The sequence below is a fragment of the Providencia sp. 6390 genome, from assembly GCF_058148425.1.
In genome coordinates this window covers 1,047,063-1,064,270 of the sequence record NZ_JBYVYL010000001.1, presented here as the reverse complement: position 1 = coordinate 1,064,270, position 17,208 = coordinate 1,047,063, and the positions used below count along the sequence as shown (strand labels likewise).

The 17,208-nt window shown below is 39.1% G+C and carries 18 protein-coding genes; 11 read left to right on the top strand and 7 right to left on the bottom strand.

Annotated features, from left to right (window positions below; translation table 11 throughout):
- The 7 genes from AC3Z9T_RS05100 to AC3Z9T_RS05070 all read left to right on the top strand — a co-directional run.
- On the top strand, positions 1-1,069 hold a 1,069-nt coding region (locus tag AC3Z9T_RS05100; RefSeq protein WP_490125111.1), incomplete at its 5' end, for a type VI secretion system Vgr family protein.
- Complete coding sequence (locus AC3Z9T_RS05095; RefSeq protein ID WP_490125110.1) at positions 1,066-1,647, top strand: DUF4123 domain-containing protein; 582 nt, start codon at positions 1,066-1,068, stop codon at positions 1,645-1,647. The genes AC3Z9T_RS05100 and AC3Z9T_RS05095, both read left to right, overlap by 4 nt.
- Before the next feature lie 10 nt (positions 1,648-1,657).
- Positions 1,658-2,875, top strand: a complete 1,218-nt coding sequence (locus AC3Z9T_RS05090) for a hypothetical protein (protein ID WP_490125109.1) — start codon at positions 1,658-1,660, stop codon at positions 2,873-2,875.
- An 18-nt stretch (positions 2,876-2,893) separates the two neighbouring features.
- Positions 2,894-3,796, top strand: coding sequence for a hypothetical protein (locus tag AC3Z9T_RS05085; RefSeq protein WP_490125108.1), 903 nt, complete (start codon positions 2,894-2,896; stop codon positions 3,794-3,796).
- On the top strand, positions 3,796-4,737 hold the full coding sequence (locus tag AC3Z9T_RS05080; protein ID WP_490125107.1) for a hypothetical protein: 942 nt from the start codon (positions 3,796-3,798) through the stop codon (positions 4,735-4,737). The genes AC3Z9T_RS05085 and AC3Z9T_RS05080 overlap by 1 nt, the downstream gene beginning before the upstream one ends.
- A 49-nt stretch (positions 4,738-4,786) precedes the next feature.
- Entirely contained in the window at positions 4,787-5,485 is a 699-nt protein-coding gene (locus AC3Z9T_RS05075) for a hypothetical protein (protein WP_490125106.1), read from the top strand.
- 124 nt (positions 5,486-5,609) lie between these two features.
- Positions 5,610-5,879, top strand: coding sequence for a PAAR domain-containing protein (locus AC3Z9T_RS05070; protein ID WP_490125105.1), 270 nt, complete (start codon positions 5,610-5,612; stop codon positions 5,877-5,879).
- A gap of 206 nt (positions 5,880-6,085) precedes the next feature.
- Here AC3Z9T_RS05070 and argS read toward each other — a convergent pair whose 3' ends face one another.
- Entirely contained in the window at positions 6,086-7,816 is a 1,731-nt protein-coding gene (gene argS / locus AC3Z9T_RS05065) for an arginine--tRNA ligase (protein WP_490125104.1), read from the bottom strand.
- A 156-nt stretch (positions 7,817-7,972) separates the two neighbouring features.
- Between argS and AC3Z9T_RS05060 the strand changes: the two genes are divergently transcribed.
- Entirely contained in the window at positions 7,973-8,527 is a 555-nt protein-coding gene (locus AC3Z9T_RS05060; RefSeq protein ID WP_490125103.1) for a VOC family protein, read from the top strand.
- A gap of 180 nt (positions 8,528-8,707) precedes the next feature.
- Positions 8,708-9,469, top strand: a complete 762-nt coding sequence (gene cutC / locus AC3Z9T_RS05055) for a copper homeostasis protein CutC (protein ID WP_490125102.1) — start codon at positions 8,708-8,710, stop codon at positions 9,467-9,469.
- A gap of 428 nt (positions 9,470-9,897) precedes the next feature.
- Here cutC and AC3Z9T_RS05050 read toward each other — a convergent pair whose 3' ends face one another.
- The 6 genes from AC3Z9T_RS05050 to AC3Z9T_RS05025 form a co-directional block, all read right to left on the bottom strand.
- Positions 9,898-10,704, bottom strand: coding sequence for a hypothetical protein (locus AC3Z9T_RS05050; RefSeq protein ID WP_490125101.1), 807 nt, complete (start codon positions 10,702-10,704; stop codon positions 9,898-9,900).
- A 446-nt stretch (positions 10,705-11,150) separates the two neighbouring features.
- Positions 11,151-12,122 (bottom strand): tRNA 5-methoxyuridine(34)/uridine 5-oxyacetic acid(34) synthase CmoB, encoded by a 972-nt coding sequence (gene cmoB, locus AC3Z9T_RS05045; protein ID WP_490125100.1) that lies wholly within the window; start codon positions 12,120-12,122, stop codon positions 11,151-11,153.
- Positions 12,119-12,874, bottom strand: a complete 756-nt coding sequence (cmoA, locus tag AC3Z9T_RS05040; RefSeq protein WP_490125099.1) for a carboxy-S-adenosyl-L-methionine synthase CmoA — start codon at positions 12,872-12,874, stop codon at positions 12,119-12,121. Before cmoA ends, cmoB begins: the two co-directional genes overlap by 4 nt.
- A 132-nt stretch (positions 12,875-13,006) precedes the next feature.
- The gene (locus AC3Z9T_RS05035; RefSeq protein WP_490125098.1) at positions 13,007-13,405 is read right to left on the bottom strand and encodes an MAPEG family protein; all 399 of its coding nucleotides are present in this window, start codon (positions 13,403-13,405) and stop codon (positions 13,007-13,009) included.
- A 153-nt stretch (positions 13,406-13,558) separates the two neighbouring features.
- A complete protein-coding gene (locus AC3Z9T_RS05030; RefSeq protein WP_490125097.1) occupies positions 13,559-13,963 on the bottom strand; it encodes an NUDIX hydrolase in 405 nt (134 codons plus the stop codon).
- Between the two features lie 153 nt (positions 13,964-14,116).
- On the bottom strand, positions 14,117-14,437 hold the full coding sequence (locus AC3Z9T_RS05025; RefSeq protein WP_490125096.1) for a DUF4377 domain-containing protein: 321 nt from the start codon (positions 14,435-14,437) through the stop codon (positions 14,117-14,119).
- A gap of 547 nt (positions 14,438-14,984) precedes the next feature.
- Here AC3Z9T_RS05025 and aspS point away from each other — a divergent pair.
- Positions 14,985-16,757: an aspartate--tRNA ligase gene (aspS, locus tag AC3Z9T_RS05020; protein ID WP_490125095.1), complete on the top strand. Its 1,773-nt coding sequence runs from the start codon at positions 14,985-14,987 to the stop codon at positions 16,755-16,757.
- Positions 16,758-16,767: 10 nt separating this feature from the next.
- Positions 16,768-17,199, top strand: coding sequence for a dihydroneopterin triphosphate diphosphatase (gene nudB / locus AC3Z9T_RS05015; protein WP_490125148.1), 432 nt, complete (start codon positions 16,768-16,770; stop codon positions 17,197-17,199).
- Positions 17,200-17,208 lie beyond the last annotated feature (9 nt).

The following is a 17,208-nucleotide window of genomic DNA, read 5'->3' as shown; positions in this document are numbered from 1 at the left end:
CAACAGTGGCGGTGAAGGGACTCAACTGACCAACACTATTACGTTTATGCCAAGTACTCAAGAGTGGCGACCGCCGTATCGTTATAAACCGACGGCGGATGGCAATGAACTTGCAACAGTTGTAGGACCTCCGGGGGAAGAAATCTACACCAACGCGCAAGGGGCGGTGACGGTCTATTTTCATTGGGACAGGCGTGGAAAAGCTGACCACAGCGCCTCCTGTTGGGTGAGAGTCGCACAGGGTTGGAACGGCGATGGGTTTGGTTTTATGGCGATCCCCAGAATAGGGCAAGAGGTAATAATATCCTATCTAAACAATGACATAGATAGACCTATCGTGGTTGGATGTACCTATAACGGCCGAAATCGTCCGCCAATAGACTTACCAAAAGACAAAACGCGCACCACATTTCGCTCAAAAACCCACAAAGGCGAAGGGTTTAATGAATTGCGCTTTGAAGATGATAACGGTCGCGAAGAAATTTATCTGCATGCGCAAAAAGATCACCGCACGCACATTCTTAATGATGAGTCTCATACCATTGGGCACAATCGCCAAAAACAGGTGGGTGTCGATCAGGAAGAGCGTATTGGCCAAGATAAACGCACCGATGTAGGGCGTGATCACTATGAAAAAATTGGACGTAACTCAGTTCTCCATATTTTACAAGACCAAGAAATTCAAATTGATCAGAACCTGACTGAAGTGATTAACAGTAGCCATAAATCGGTGATTTTTGCCGATAAGCAAACACAAATCAGTGGTAACCAAAAAACGGTGGTGGAAGGCCAACGCCACGAAGAAGTGAAAACTAAGCTGTTTTCACAATCCCCTTATTACATTATTCATGCGGAAAACCAACTGACGCTGGCGGGCTCAGGGGGCAGTATTGTGATTGATAGCTCAGGGATCACCATTAAAGCGAAACAGCTCAGAATCAATACCTCGTCATTCGATATTGGCGGCGGTGGCGTTGATCAGGTGAAAGCGTTAATGGCAGCAACGGAAGAAGGACAGCCTTTTTGTGAAATTTGTGCAAAAGCGAAAAAGGAGAACAGTGCCAAATGAGTTTATCGCGCTTAACATTATTTCCTTATCAGTCCGATAACAGCAATAAGCTCATACTGCTGCAAGATTACTTATTTGGTAACGTGTTGTTCACCCGGCATGACGCTAAACAGGTTATCAGAGGTACACAGGTAACAGACAGCCAGACATGGGCGGTAATCGATGCGATTAAACGCCCTGATATTGCGGTGTTGTTAGATATTTTTGAAGTGGAATATTGTTGTCTGTGGAAAGGCGACAGTGCAGAGCACTATTCGTTTTATGCCCCATATTTAGTGAAGCTAGAGCCCGAATCGCCGTTTGTGGCATGGCTACTCGACAACAGCCAAAAAGCCCCATTGGGGATCTATTTGCGTTCACGATTGCCACTCGAAAAACTGGCTCACCAACTGCGCAAATTTAATCAAGTGTATGATACCGAAGCAAAAACATGGTTGATGTTTCGTTATTACGACCCTGTCACGGTGAAAACGTTGTTGCCTTACTTACCGGTGAACGACTACCTCCAGTTTATGGATAACCTGTTATTTATTCTTGCCGATGATGTCAGCGGCAACCAATTTATTGTGTTGCAGTAAAGGAGCCTCTATGGAAAGTGAAAAATGTTTTAAGGATGAACCTGTTGAAGACCCTATTGATGTCCAGCCGTGTGAACAGAGTACTCGAGATTGCTTTTTTTTAAGTGATGAGCAAGCGGATATTGATTATTACAATCAAAATATTGCTAGCCCGTTTGATGAAGACTGGGAAGAGTACCCTGAAAATGAAGACGGTACGGTACCTAAAGAGAAAATTCCGGTTGGCGTCGATTATTATTCATTGTTGGAATATGTTTCAACGATAAGTCAGTCTCCTAGCGCCCCGAATAACATGAAAGAACTTGCGGAAGAGATTATGGGGCATAATCGCTTTTTTGAGACATTAAGAGAGCGACTGGGTACCTCCGAGGCTTTTCTCGGTTTTATGTTGGCCTTTGTTTCTCAATATGAACGCCCAAAAGGCAGTGAATTTCACTATAAAGGGAAATCACATAAATTTGGGCGTCACCACTATAAAATTGAATTCTTTTTAGAGCGTTCATTTGAACCTTATACCAGCAAAGCGTACACAAACCCGACAGGGAGTGTGCATGATATTCAACGGATGGCAACACCTTCTAATGTACAGATGACCGCAGTCAATGACCTCCAAAAAGTGATTGCGGTGTCTCCGAGATACACGGTAGTCGATGCTTGGATTGATGGGTGGACTGTAGATGAAAAAGGGAACAAAGAGCGAGAGGCAACTCGGGGCGATAGCCTTATGGTGAAAACCTACTCGGAGTTAGCCGATGAACTGATTGAATACATTGCTTCAGATATCGATATCCAAAATAAAGCGGATGAAAATGGCGAGAAATTTGCACAAGGGGTGATGATTGCGGTCGATATCGCGTTGTTATTTACTGGGGCTGGCGCCGCTATCCGATTGGGAGGGAAAGTGGCTTACCGTGTTGCCGGCGAAGTCGCCAATGTGGTTTTGATGGGTAATCAAACCATTGAAGATATGACGGCCTTCTTGGGCTATAACGAAAATCAAGGGTATAACGTGTTGTTAAATTCAATGAAATACCTTGATAGCCAAACGGGAAACACCAAAGCGTTTGAAGCCAGTTACCACGCGGCTAATATGTTTATTTTATTTGGAAAAAATGTCAAAACCAAAGCGTTAACGGGTGTCAGCAGTGCTTCTGGTGGTGCAAGTATTGTTTACCTTGGCAATTTTACGGTACAAGAGCCTACAGTGTTACCTGAATCGAGTCGTTAATAGGGATGAAATAACGATATGACACATAAAAATATTGCATATGAAATTAGTACAACGAATCAAAAAAAAACCAAAGGGTTAAAAGCCGTAGATATCACTCAAACCTACGCAAAACTACAAACATTTCAGCGACATTTGGATGATGTTAAGGTTACTCAGTTTGGGCCAAGAGTCGATGGTAGTTATATTCTGCGTATCGAGGGTAAACCGGCTGGACAATCACAAAAAGTAAAGGGTCATGTTGAATTGAACGTCAAATCAGGTGACTTATATCGAGTTCTCGCAGAGCAAAAGTTGTATGATGACATTGCAGCACTGAAATTAGCGCACTTGGTGGGTTATATTGGTGAAAATCATGTGGTTAAAGCAGCAAAGGATGGTAGCTTACTCCGTGGCGCTTTTTATAAAACTAAAAGTTCAAGTAAAGTTGAAAAAGCAGTTCCAGTTAATCAATTATCAATAAAAGGAGCCAATGGGGAGGAGTTAAATCCGTTATATGGGAAAAACATTAATACGAGTCAAGTGTTCAGTTTACAAAAAAAGAATGGCCATGGGATTGATTTAATTTGTAAAATCGATTCGCCACCACCTCATTGGATCACGATTGAAACGAAAACAGTTATGAGAGAAAAATTTGATGATTCAGGGTCATTAATTGGAGGGAGCCTTAGTGAAGCTCAAAAAGAGCCGATTAAAAATTTAAGCAAACACATGAAAAATGCTGAAAATAAATTCTACAAAAAAAATGATTACAATATAACCGATGCGGACTTAGATAATATTCGTAATATTCGTTCTACTTTACGTGATAATATTGATAATGTAAGGGGCATCAAAATAACCGTTGGAATAGATGAGACGTTTTCTGTTGGTAAAACTTCTCGATTTGATAACATGTTTCTTATGGAGATAATAAAATAATGGCTAGAATGGAATTAATAAATAAATATATAGAAACTGAATTGAAAGATATAGAAGTTAGCACTATAGATTTGAAAAAAAAGATAGATATTAGATTTTATAAAGATATAGAAATAGATAGCACAAAAAAACCTGTTGATAGATATATAAATTACCTTGTTGCTCTTGATTCTGCAATGGGAATTACTGGGGAACTTTATATGAAAGAAGTCTACTCTAATGAGGATGAAAAGTCATATGCTTTTGAGAAATTCTTTTGGCATAGAAATGTTTCTTTTTTAGTTAATTACTATAATTTATTTAAGGATAAAAATTTATCTTTAGACTTTTCTGAGCAAGGCGAAATTTTACTGATGGATTTTGCTTGTGATTACTTTAAGGTTGGCAATCTTTGTTACGATAAAATCATTGAAAGTATTCAATCGGGTAAAATGGCAAAATCACTCCCGATGTATACTCGTCCACAGAAGCTAGGCGTGCTTGCAGTTGAAATGTTGGCAAGTGAAAAAAATCAAACCATCGATTGGGAGAGTGCAGGTATTCCTATCGATCCATTTTATCAACGTTTTTGCCAAGAAGCGTTATATAATGAAAATCACGATGTTGTCGCCCAATGGCTTATCGCACTTTGTGATCGTCATGTAGAATGGTCAGCTTTATTTGATTGGGATGAAAATGAACAAAGTGCGACGGGCTATGAAATCGACATGGAAATTTTATTAGTGTGGCCTTTTGAGTATCAAGCTGTAAAAAATTTTCGTGCTAAACATGGATTAACAACCCCTATTATCGATCACCCATTACTTAAAACCCCGATGGCGATTGAACACCGCCCAGACATGGTGGGTTGGAAGCAAAATAGGTCAGCAATTTATGATCAGATGATTGATGATCTCATTACAATTAATCCAGAGCTGCAAGTTATTAATAAGCTATTTTAATCACGAACAATAGGCGGTTAATTTACCGCCTTGCGATATGGATAACGCGATGAAGCTAACAGCCCAAAGCAAACAAATTATTCGAGATAATAGGCTACAAGCCTTTTATCTGGATGCGGTTAACTATTTTGAAGAAGAACATAAATCTGCATTAATGTATTATGAAATTAATCGGGAAGCATTATTTAATCTATTAAAGAAAAATTACCTGCACTTTGAATCAATTGGTCGAGCAAGCCAATATTTGTGTGTGACACAAACCACATTGATGCTCTACTGTGGGCAGTTTTATACTCAGTCGCCATTATATCAAGCAGAACAAGAACATCTTGAGCAGGTGGTTTTATTTAAAGATCTCAAAAGTAAAGCATGGTTAGAAAATAAGATTGAAAACTATCAAACGCTCGATTTGTCCAACAACGTCAGTGAAATAATAGCGTATGCTAAAAATCGCTATCATGTGATAGGTGAAACACCATCATTATTAAAATCAGAAATGGATTTGTTTTTATTCAAAGATATCAATAAACAATTTACTGATAACTATAAAGAAAAAGATTTATTTTTAAAACAAGCATTAAAGAATATTAATTCAATGCCAATACGTAGAGAGAATATTATTTTTTTATGCGTTGTCGCACAATATTTGGATGGATTGAACTGTTTTCAAGACGAATTCAGGCCAAAGTGGTTTGGTCAGTTGCAATTTTCAGGGCTTATTCCGTGGAGCTTTGACTTAACATCATAGAAGCTTAGAACCATAACAGTAATAGTGATGACTTTTCAAGAGAACTGAAAGTTTGTCTCACGGTTACGAAGATAGTTTGCCCCAATTAGCAATAGTAAATTACCAATTATATCAGGATATCAATATGCGCAGCACAGTTAACGGACGCAAAATCATTTTAAAAAATGATACCACCGACACTAGTGGCACTGTACTGACGGGATCTTCCCTTGCCAAACAAACCCAAGGAGTCGCTTGTGTAGGCGACTCGGTTTACTGTCCGTCATGCAAAAAAACTGGCACTATCGCCGAGGGCGATAATTTAATGAAAATCAATGGGATACCTGTCGCACTTGAAGGTCATAAAGTGATTTGTGGATGCTCAAATGGCTGTGTACTGGTTGCTATCGGGTGAATAATTACTAAGGTAGCAAAATCATGCGCATGCAATCTAACAATGGGATGGTTAAATACAAGGGATTGATTTAATGAATCACCTTTCTTTTTATTTCTTATTTCAAAAACTAACAAACAGTAGCTAAACATAATATACTTAGCTACTGTTTGTAGCGCATATTATTTAATATGCGCCCTTAATGTTTCTAATATAAAAAGAACAAATTACATTCTCTCAACGGTTTCAATACCTAAAGTATCTAGACCCGTTTTTAAGGTTCTTTGAGTCAGCAGCGCTAATTTCAAACGGCTTTGACGTTGTGCTTCAGTTTCTGCAGTGAGCACTGGGCAGTGCTCATAGAAACTAGAGAATAGACCAGCTAAGTCATATAGGTAAGCACACATCACATGTGGTGTACCATCGCGAGCAACCATGAGAATGGTTTCTTCAAATTGCATTAAGCGAGTTGCGAGCGCAATTTCACGCGGATCTTCTAACGTTACAGGTAATGTTAGATCAGCTTGCGTGACATCGGCTTTTTTAAAGATAGAAGCAACGCGAGTGTAGGCGTATTGCATATACGGCGCAGTGTTGCCTTCAAAAGCCAACATATTATCCCAATCAAAGATGTAGTCAGTGGTACGGCTTTTCGATAAGTCAGCGTATTTAACTGCACCAATACCCACCACATTGGCCACATTGTTTAGCTCGTCTTCTGACATATCTGGGTTTTTGGTTCGGATCAGGGCTTGTGCACGTTCGATAGCTTCATCAAGTAAGTCAGACAAGCGTACTGTTCCGCCTGAACGTGTTTTAAATGGCTTGCCATCTTTGCCTAACATCATGCCAAACATATGATGTTCAAGCGCCATAGACTCAGGGATATAACCTGCTTTACGTACAATGGTCCATGCTTGCATCAAGTGTTGATGCTGGCGTGAGTCGATATAATATAGTGAGCGATCAGCATGCAATACTTCATGGCGATATTTGGCACAAGCAATATCAGTGGTGGTGTATAGGAATCCGCCATCTTTTTTCTGGACGATAACGCCCATTGGTTCACCTTCTTTGTTTTTAAACTCATCAAGGTAAACGACGGTGGCACCTTCACTTTCTACCGCTAAGCCTTTGGCTTTAAGATCAGCAACAATACCCGGTAACATGCTGTTATATAAACTTTCGCCCATCACATCATCTTCAGTTAATGTAACATTTAAGCGGCGATAGGTTTCTTGGTTTTGTTGCATGGTGATGTCGACTAGTTTGCGCCACATTTTGCGGCAATACTCATCACCAGACTGTAATTTAACCACATATCCACGGGCACGTTCTGCAAATGCAGGATCAGCATCATAGTGCTGTTTGGCTTCGCGATAAAATTCCTCTAGGTCAGCCAGCGCCATATCACTGGCGTTTTCATTCTGCATTTTTTCAAGGTAAGCGATTAGCATACCAAACTGTGTACCCCAGTCACCAACATGGTTTGCGCGGATCACTTTATGACCAAGAAACTCTTGGGTACGTGCCGCAGCATCACCGATAATGGTTGAACGCAAATGGCCAACATGCATTTGTTTTGCCACATTTGGTGCAGAATAATCGATTACGATCGTTTCAGGTTTAACAGGTGATAAACCTAGATGTGGATCGTTAAGTGCTTGCTCAATGTGTGTTGTAATCCAAGTTGGCTCAAGAAAGATATTAATGAAGCCAGGGCCTGCAATTTCTGTTTTGCTTGCAATCCCTTCAAGATCTAAATGGCTAACGACTTGCTCGGCCAGTTGTCGGGGATTGATGCCCATTTTTTTAGCAGCGCCCATGATACCGTTAGCTTGATAATCGCCAAACTGAGCTTTTGCTGATTGACGCACGAGTGCATCACTGCCTTCTGGGGCTCCCGCTGCCTGCATTGCAGCACTGATTTTATCTGAAAGAATCGCCTGAATATTCACCGGATTACCTTAAATAACGAACATAGTTATCGCATTGTGCCATCACATGCGCAGAACTAAAAGAAAGAAGAGAAAATTCGGCTGGTTTTATACCATATTTAGAGGGAGTCGTGCTACAGTCTGGCGATTTTATTCAAAAGTAAAAGAGTAATTGACATGACTGACTTTGCTAACGTGCCAGAACTGCATGATTTATGGCTGGCTTTACCTGAATTTGAACAACAGTTAACACAAATGGCGCAAGAACTAGGGATTTCGCTGACTGATTTTCAGATTGATCATATTTCTGTGCGTTGTCATCATATTGAAACAGCAGAACGTTGGCGTTCAGGGTTGCTACGTTGTGCACATCTAATGTCAGAAAATGAAATCAATGGGCGACCCATTTGTTTATTTGATCTTTTCCAGCCACTGAGTGTGGTATCACAAAATGTGTTTGTTATTGAATTACCTTTTCCTAAAGAGAAAAGCTATCCACAAGAAACATGGGAGCACGTTGAAATGGTGATTAATGTTGATCCTGAACGACTAGAAAGTGCCGCACGAGCATTATTACCTCTGCCATTACCTGAAGGTTATAAGGTAAAAGTAAGCCAGCCTAAAGGCCAGTCAGAAAGATTGCCCAATCCAACATTAGCAGTAACAAATGGAACGATTACGGTTAAATACCACCCGTTTACGCTAAAACAGATCATTGAAAGCGAAAAATAAGTGATGTAATTAACGTTATTGAGAATAACTCGCAAAAAACTGTTCATGCTGTGATGTTTATCCGGTTACGAATAGAAATTAGTGGCATCATTGCACGAATGTTAACGAATAACATTTTTAACCTGAGTGATTAATTAAATATTAAAGTGAATGCTTTAATCTTACGTTTTGGAGGTGGTCATGGCAAAGCTGGAAATTTGCTGTTTCGGTATCGAATGTGCTCAAGTTGCCCAAGAGTATGGCGCAGATCGTGTTGAATTATGTTCCGGTGCAGCCGATGGTGGCTTAACACCAAGCTATGGATATCTGAAACTGGCGAAAGAAAAACTTCATATCCCAGTTCATCCGATTATTCGTCCACGTGGCGGTGACTTTTGTTATGACATGAATGAATTTGAAGTGATCCGTGAAGATCTGATCATGGTTAAAGAAATGGGTTTCCCAGGTGCAGTTATTGGAATATTAGATACAGAAGGGCGTATTGATATTGATCGTATGCATGCATTAATGGACGTTGCACAAGGAATGCATATTACTTTTCATCGTGCTTTTGACATGTGTATCAATCCGTTACTTGCATTAGATCAGTTAAAGAGCCTCGGTGTCGCACGTATCTTGACGTCAGGTCAGCAGCAAAATGCAGAGCTTGGATTACCATTACTTAAAGAATTACATGAAAAAAGTCGCGAAATAGATGGCCCAGTGATCATGGCAGGGGCTGGTGTACGCTTGGCTAACCTGAGTAAATTTATGGAAATTGGCCTAACAGAAGTGCATAGCTCAGCGGGGAAATCGGTTCCTTCAAGTATGAATTACCGTAAAGTTGGCGTCACTATGGCCTCTAACAGTGAAAATGATGAGTTTACTCATTATTGCGTTGATGGGCCAACTGTTGAAGCGATGAAAGATTTTATTTCTATTACTGAAAAGGCGGTAGTGTAGCTTATTCGAAAATGGATGAAATATTAAATATGGTCTCATTCAATTGTAACGAATAAAAAGAAAATTAAAGTGGTAAAAGGATAAGTGACAGGGAATGTCTATTATAATATTACTTAAATTTAGTTTCTATGTTTTTCATAAAGTCTCTCCTATTGTAGTCGCTACTTTAATATTTACAACACTGTGGTTTTCATCTATTATATCTAATAAAAAATATCTATCCTTTTGTTTTTAATTGTATTTTTAACTATATCTCCTTATGTTATCGTTGGCTCCTATTTTTTATTTATGATGATACTAGGAGGTCTATTAAAATGATAAGAGGATGGGGAATATACTCGTTATACTTCAGGTTACAGGGGGGACTACGTTCAGTTAGCCGCCTACCTGCAATCTGAATTATTTATAGTATATATCCAAATGAAAGGTTAATTCTTGGCAGATAAAACAGTGTTTGCATAGGGGGTCCCATTTTCTAGGATCTCTTTAGCGAGAGTGAACATTTCTGGTTCTTCTTGGCTGTCATCTTCTATTTCAGAGTCATAATTACCAATCACCATTAAATTTTTATCTGTTTCATTTGTATGTATGTATTTAATAATATTATTATTAAAAGGTTCTAAATCGTATATTTCGGAGTTTAATAATGAAGTGAAATAAACATCGTTTCCTTTTTTATATGCGATTATACTCACATAACGTCCTTCCCCATTATCAACTATCTTGAGTGTATCAGTACTTAGTTCGGAATCATAAATGTCTTTTGCTCTACTTATTAAATGTGTCACAACGCGTTTACGAACTGACTCATCATTGATATTTTCTTCTATTTCAGCAAGCTTATTTACGTTGTTCATGAATTCTTGTTTTTGGCGGTTCTGAGCTTTTTTGGCACCTTCATAACCCTGATTCTCACAAATCAATGAGGCAAAATTATTGGAGTTACTTCTATTTCTAATATTTATACTAAGAATATCTATATTATTGCTTATGATAACTTGGCTGACAAAATGTCTATATCCAATAAACTCGCCATTGCTGTTTTTTGCATTAAATTCACCACATATCGTGGCCTCATCAATATTTCTATAAATAGAGATATCTTTATATTGAATGGTATCTGGTTCAGGGTAATGTTTACTAATGACTTCTTTTACAGCAGTAAAAATTCGATTTTCAGAAGGGGAGCAGGCGAGTAAAGACAATGATATAATGAGACAGTAAAAAATTCGCATAAGAAAAACCAAAAGTGATGAGTTAAAATTAATAATCTAAAATAAATTATTCTTGAATAAATATAATTATATATATTTTTATAAAAATAAAAATATCTTAATAGGATAATATTTTGCTTTTTAAGCACATATGTGAGTGTGCTTGAAAATATGCTAGAACGTTATTTAACCTATTGATGATATAAGTAAATTAAGGGTATTTATAGGGTAGTCTTAATTGGATTGGAACATATTGTGACGAGTGAGTTCAGGGATTGTGTCTTATAGAAAATGACTGATTTCTCAGGTTGTTGACGAAGCAGGATAAAGTGTGATTTTTTCGCTCTGTACTATCAGTTGAAAATCAATGAATTAATCTTCCTAATTTATTTCAAAAAATTTGAATGACTGCTACCAAACATAAAGCGTTTGTCAGCAGTCTGGAAAGTGAATATTCACCTTTTTGTTTATGGCTTACGAGCGACTAGAATTGCTCTTAATGGTGCAGGATAGCCTTCAATGGTTTTAGTTGGATCACTAGGATCTAAAAACTCAGCTAATGAATCCGTTTTCATCCATTCAGTACGTCGTTGTTCTTCAACTGAAGTCAGTGCTTGGTCAACAATACGCACATCGACAAAACCACATTTTTCTAGCCACACTTTTAGCATTTTTGCTGATGGAATAAAATACACATTACGCATCTGTGCGTAGCGTTCGCCGGGCACTAGGCATTGGAACTCATCGCCTTCAACCACCAAGCTTTCTAATATTAGTTCACCTTCACTCACTAACTGGTTTTTTAGCTGCCATAAGTGGTCTAGTGGTGAGCGGCGGTGATAAAGTACTCCCATAGAAAAAACGGTATCAAATGCATTCAAAGCGGGCAGTTGTTCGATACCTAAGGGTAACAAGTGTGCACGTTGATCATCGCCAAGCAGTTTTCTGACAGCTTCAAATTGGCAAAGGAATAGCTGAGTTGGATCAATACCAACCACAAATGAGGCTTCTTCACCCAGCATTCGCCACATGTGATAACCACTACCACATCCCACATCTAATACCATTCGACCTTTTAATGGTGAAATATGAGGTAAGACACGATCCCACTTCCAGTCGGAACGCCATTCAGTATCAATGTCGACGCCATACAGGGAAAAAGGACCTTTACGCCAAGGTTTGAGTTGTTCAAGGATATTATTTAAGCGGCGTGTTTCACCCGCAGATAATTCAGGATCACGCGTTGCAGTTACACTGTGTTTTAGATCTAAATGTGTAGGTGTCATCACAGGTAAGTTATCGAGCATCTTTTCCCATGATTTGAATCCACCATGTAAATCATTGCTTTTCCATTCAGTGATCTGTGCCGGTAGCGTATCCAACCAATGACTTAAAGGGCCTGTCGCAATTTGTTGATAGAAGCGTCCAAAATCAATCATGATGCGGTTCCTTTTAGTGCTAACAGTGAGCCGAAATTGAAGCACTGAAACCAAACTTCACAATGGGTGAAACCTGCTTGTTGTAAACGTGACTTATGTGCTTCAACGGAATCTGTCAGCATCACATTTTCTAGCATGCTACGTTTTTGGCTAATTTCTAACTCGCTATAACCATTTGCACGTTTAAAGTCATGATGCATATTGAATAATAACTCACCTATGCGTTGGTCTTCGAAATTAAATTTCTCTGATAACACTAAAATGCCACCAGGTTTCAGGCCTTGAAATATTTTATTTAATAGTCGTTGGCGATCATCAGGATTGAGGAATTGTAATGTAAAGTTGAGTACTACCATTGAGGCATTTTCGATATGAATATCGCGAATGTCACCTTCAATAACATTGACAGGGGTTGCCGCTTTATAAGCATCAATATGACGACGGCAACGTTCAACCATTGCAGGGGAATTATCAACCGCAATGATTTGGCAATGTTGAGCGGTAATATTACGACGCATTGATAACGTTGCAGCGCCTAACGAGCAACCCAAATCATAAATATGGCTGCCTTCTGTCACGAAGCGACTCGCTAGCATCCCAATCATGGTAATAATATTTGAATAACCCGGTACTGAACGTTGGATCATATCGGGGAAGACTTCAGCAACTTTTTCATCAAATTGCCAATCACCTAAATTAGCAATTGGGGCGCTAAAGAGGCTGTCTTTATTGTTGGATTCCTGACTTGACATAAGATCTGTATATGTAAAACGAAAAGTAGTCGCAGATTGTAGCAGAAAAGGTGGGTAACCTGAAAATCAATCGCTCAAAAGTGCTATAAAAGTTTTACAGCACTTAATTAAGTGCCGTATAGATAATAAAAATTAAAGATTGAATGAGAAAATTTGTATCCAAGGTAAGTAGTAAATATTGGCTATAATCATTAATGTCATCGCAATATACGTTGCGGCCATACCTGAACGTCGATAAGAGGCATCATGGTTTTTGAGCCCATAGGAGTGTAATACTCTCCCTGCAATCAAGATTAGTCCACAAAGATGGATCATCCAAACCTGTGCACCATTCATTTCCATAAATAATAATAGAATTAGAGCGATAGGGATATACTCAATCGCATTACCATGAACGCGTATTGCTGTTTGTAGCTCATAAAAACCACCGTCGCCATAGGAAACACGGTATTGGTTTCTCAGCCTAACAACATTCAACGATAGCCTAATAAGTAGCAAAGCGCCCAGTACAGCATACAAAGAGCTGACCATTTATTCACTCCATTGCTCAACTAAAGTGACCTACTATTGATTAATACAGCGTATTATATTAATGGATATTGGTAAAATTTACTAATGATAAAACGTGCAGTCACTTTTATCCAAACTGAAATACAGCAAAATTTGAGTACGTATAATATTTGTTTAATTAATTAGGTCATCTTGGTGTAACTGTGAAATGATGATCGCGGCTGTCGTTGAGCAAAGAGGGATATCGTGACTATCAAGCCACGCTAACTCTGCAATTTCTGCGGCGGGTATGGGGGAGCCATCATAATTTGCAAAGTAACAGCGGATGCGTACTTGTGTTCCATCTTGCTTGCCATCTGCAAGCCCAATGAATTCACCGTAAAAGCGAATCGAATCAGGGTGCAAAGTTAATGTGAGTTCTTCATCAAGTTCACGGCATAAAGCTTGCTCATCAGTTTCATTCAGCTCTCGCTTTCCCCCTGGTATATAAAATAACGTTTTATTGTGAGAACGAACCATTGCGATTTTTCGATCACGTAGTGTAATGAGACCTAACTTATCAATAACTTTACTGTTCATAGAAATATTCACTATATGTGTAGGCGATAGAACCATTTTTAATGAGTAAAATATTATTATTTAAACATAATAAAAACAATGGATTATTGAGGTAATTATCGTTAGCAGATTAAACATTCACCTGCTAACGATGTAATATAAGGTGATATGAAATTATTTGGTTTTATTGACAACTTCAACCAATTCATAGCGGATACTTGGTGCATCAGCAGGTGGGTTGGCAACATCAAACTGTTTTACTTTTAAGGTATATTGATAACCAGGTTGGTAGTCGAAACCTTGGATTGAGCCATAAAAATATTCCCAATCTGCATTTGGATCTTGTTTAACTTTCATGCATTTCATTGGTGCGACTCCAACACAATCAGCGAGTGTTGAATCGACATAAAAAGTTTTTGTATTATCAGCAGGTTTCACAGTTTGGCAGCCTACGAGTAAAAGAAATAATGAAGAGACCAGTAAACTTTTTTTCATCGAATGTCCTTTTTATAGCGATAGTCTAAATTAGTTTAATCATAGCAAAGGATAGGAAGTAATGATTCCGAAATAGATGTGCTATGAATGATTTGACTGCATATGAATGCAAAAATGGTTTTTTGTTTAGATTTTATTGATGTTGCCTACAATAAATGACTGTATTAGAACTGAAGAAAATGTGCATCACATTAGATTGTGATGCATTTGATGGGTAGTTTGCTTGTTTTTTCTTCATTCAATGTATCAGCTACGAAATAAACCCTAATGACAATATGTACATAAGCGGCAGAGTCACTTAAAATCACTGTTAGTTATAAATTCTGTCTATACCAAGGTGCCGTGCTCGTTAGATTTTTGGCTACCTTTTAATCCATTTTAAAATGATTAAAAACAAAAATATTAGGTTTTGCCCCCTAATACGTCACTGTTTGTGCAACAGAATTTCCTGTATAATGTCTGCCTTTTTTGACATTCTGATGTTCAGCAAAATGCCAAATTTCCGCAGCAAACAAATGCACAACAAGCTGAGTAAAAAGGATATTGTATGCGTACTAATTATTGTGGGCAGTTAAACATTGCTCATGAAGGCCAAAAGGTCACTCTTTGTGGATGGGTAAACCGTCGTCGTGATTTAGGTGGTTTGATTTTTATCGACATGCGCGACCGTGAAGGTATTGTGCAAGTATTTTTCGACCCAGAGCGTAAAGACCTGTTTGAAAAAGCCTCTGAATTGCGTAATGAATTCTGTATCCAAATCACAGGAACTGTACGTGCTCGCCCTGATAACCAAAAAAATAAAGATATGGCGACAGGCGAAATTGAAATTTTTGCTGAGGAACTTGATGTCTTTAATAAATCAGAGCCATTACCTCTCGATAGCAATCAGACCAATACTGAAGAGCGTCGTTTAAAGTATCGCTATCTTGATCTGCGTCGCCCTGAAATGTCAGACCGTTTACGTACACGTGCCAAAATCACCAGTTTTGTCCGTAATTTTATGGACAGTGAAGGTTTTGTTGATGTTGAAACGCCAATGTTAACTAAAGCAACGCCTGAAGGCGCGCGTGACTATTTAGTGCCAAGTCGTGTTCATAAAGGCAAGTTTTATGCATTGCCACAGTCACCACAGTTATTTAAACAATTGCTGATGATGTCTGGTTTTGACCGTTACTACCAAATCGTCAAATGTTTCCGCGATGAAGACTTACGTGCTGATCGTCAACCTGAATTTACGCAAATCGACGTTGAAACGTCATTTATGACGGCTGAACAAGTTCGTGAAATCATGGAACGTATGATCCGCCAATTATGGCAGGAAGTGAAAGGCGTTGATTTAGGGGACTTCCCAATCATGACTTTTGCTGAAGCAATGCGTCGTTATGGCTCTGATAAGCCCGATCTGCGTAACCCGATGGAGTTAGTAGACGTGGCGGATATCGTTAAAGATGTTGAATTCGCTGTTTTTGCTGGCCCTGCTAATGATCCTAAAGGCCGTGTCGCTGCATTGAAAGTACCAGGTGGTGCTGCAATGACGCGTAAACAAATTGATGAATATGGTCAATTCGTTGGTATTTATGGTGCGAAAGGTTTGGCATGGATGAAAGTTAATGAACGTGCTAAAGGCTTGGAAGGGATCCAAAGTCCAGTGGCTAAATTCTTAACTGAAGAAATCATCAATCAGCTTTTAGAAAGAACGGGTGCAGCCGATGGTGATATTTTACTGTTCGGTGCGGGCGCTAAAAATGTCGTGACTGATTCAATGGGGGCATTGCGTCTAAAAGTAGGACGTGATTTCGAACTGACTAATTTGAATAGTTGGCAACCATTGTGGGTGATTGACTTCCCAATGTTTGAAGAAGATGGTGAGGGTGGTTTAACCGCGATGCACCATCCATTTACTTCACCACGTGATTATTCACCAGAAGATCTGGCGAATAAACCTGAAGATGCAGTTGCTAACGCGTATGATATGGTTATCAATGGCTATGAAGTGGGTGGTGGTTCAGTTCGTATTCATCGCAGCGAAATGCAACAAACCGTGTTTAATATTTTAGGTATTAATGAAGAAGAGCAGCGTGAGAAATTTGGCTTCCTGCTTGACGCATTAAAATATGGAACACCACCGCATGCAGGTTTGGCATTTGGTCTTGACCGTTTAGTTATGCTGCTAACTGGTACTGATAATATTCGTGATGTTATCGCGTTCCCTAAAACAACAGCAGCAGCTTGCTTAATGACGAATGCACCTAGCCATGCAAACCCTGAGTCGCTAACAGAATTAGCTATTTCAGTGGTCGCTAAAGATGCAGAAGCTTAATTAACTTATGATGAAGAGTTTCAAACGACCTGAATCGGTATTAGTCATGATCACGGCAAGAACGAGTGGTAACGTACTCATGCTAAGACGTAAAGATGATCCCGACTTTTGGCAATCAGTGACCGGAAGTTTAGAACATAACGAAAGGGCGTTTGAAACCGCTGTGCGGGAAGTGAGTGAAGAAACAGGTTTTCTTGCAGAACAAGGCCAATTATACGACCTTGAACGTGAGATTACGTTTGAAATATTTGCGCATTTTAGGCATCGCTATGCCCCCGATATCACTCATTGTAAAGAACATTGGTTTAAAATGGTGCTTAGCGAAGAGCGAGCGCCAATCTTGACGGAACATACTGAGTTTTGTTGGGTGCCCCCGAGAGAGGCGGCAGAACTCACCAAATCTTGGAGTAATCGACAAGCTATTTTAGAATTTGCTGTTTAATTTTTAATT

Bases quoted from the DNA above. Each gene is read 5' to 3' on its own strand.
- AC3Z9T_RS05095 (WP_490125110.1), top strand. From the start codon at position 1,066: ATGAGTTTATCGCGCTTAACATTATTTCCTTATCAGTCCGATAACAGC.
- AC3Z9T_RS05090 (WP_490125109.1), top strand. From the start codon at position 1,658: ATGGAAAGTGAAAAATGTTTTAAGGATGAACCTGTTGAAGACCCTATT.
- AC3Z9T_RS05085 (WP_490125108.1), top strand. From the start codon at position 2,894: ATGACACATAAAAATATTGCATATGAAATTAGTACAACGAATCAAAAA.
- AC3Z9T_RS05080 (WP_490125107.1), top strand. From the start codon at position 3,796: ATGGCTAGAATGGAATTAATAAATAAATATATAGAAACTGAATTGAAA.
- AC3Z9T_RS05075 (WP_490125106.1), top strand. From the start codon at position 4,787: ATGAAGCTAACAGCCCAAAGCAAACAAATTATTCGAGATAATAGGCTA.
- AC3Z9T_RS05070 (WP_490125105.1), top strand. From the start codon at position 5,610: ATGCGCAGCACAGTTAACGGACGCAAAATCATTTTAAAAAATGATACC.
- AC3Z9T_RS05060 (WP_490125103.1), top strand. From the start codon at position 7,973: ATGACTGACTTTGCTAACGTGCCAGAACTGCATGATTTATGGCTGGCT.
- cutC (WP_490125102.1), top strand. From the start codon at position 8,708: ATGGCAAAGCTGGAAATTTGCTGTTTCGGTATCGAATGTGCTCAAGTT.
- AC3Z9T_RS05050 (WP_490125101.1), bottom strand. From the start codon at position 10,704: ATGCGAATTTTTTACTGTCTCATTATATCATTGTCTTTACTCGCCTGC.
- cmoB (WP_490125100.1), bottom strand. From the start codon at position 12,122: ATGATTGATTTTGGACGCTTCTATCAACAAATTGCGACAGGCCCTTTA.
- cmoA (WP_490125099.1), bottom strand. From the start codon at position 12,874: ATGTCAAGTCAGGAATCCAACAATAAAGACAGCCTCTTTAGCGCCCCA.
- AC3Z9T_RS05035 (WP_490125098.1), bottom strand. From the start codon at position 13,405: ATGGTCAGCTCTTTGTATGCTGTACTGGGCGCTTTGCTACTTATTAGG.
- AC3Z9T_RS05030 (WP_490125097.1), bottom strand. From the start codon at position 13,963: ATGAACAGTAAAGTTATTGATAAGTTAGGTCTCATTACACTACGTGAT.
- AC3Z9T_RS05025 (WP_490125096.1), bottom strand. From the start codon at position 14,437: ATGAAAAAAAGTTTACTGGTCTCTTCATTATTTCTTTTACTCGTAGGC.
- aspS (WP_490125095.1), top strand. From the start codon at position 14,985: ATGCGTACTAATTATTGTGGGCAGTTAAACATTGCTCATGAAGGCCAA.
- nudB (WP_490125148.1), top strand. From the start codon at position 16,768: ATGAAGAGTTTCAAACGACCTGAATCGGTATTAGTCATGATCACGGCA.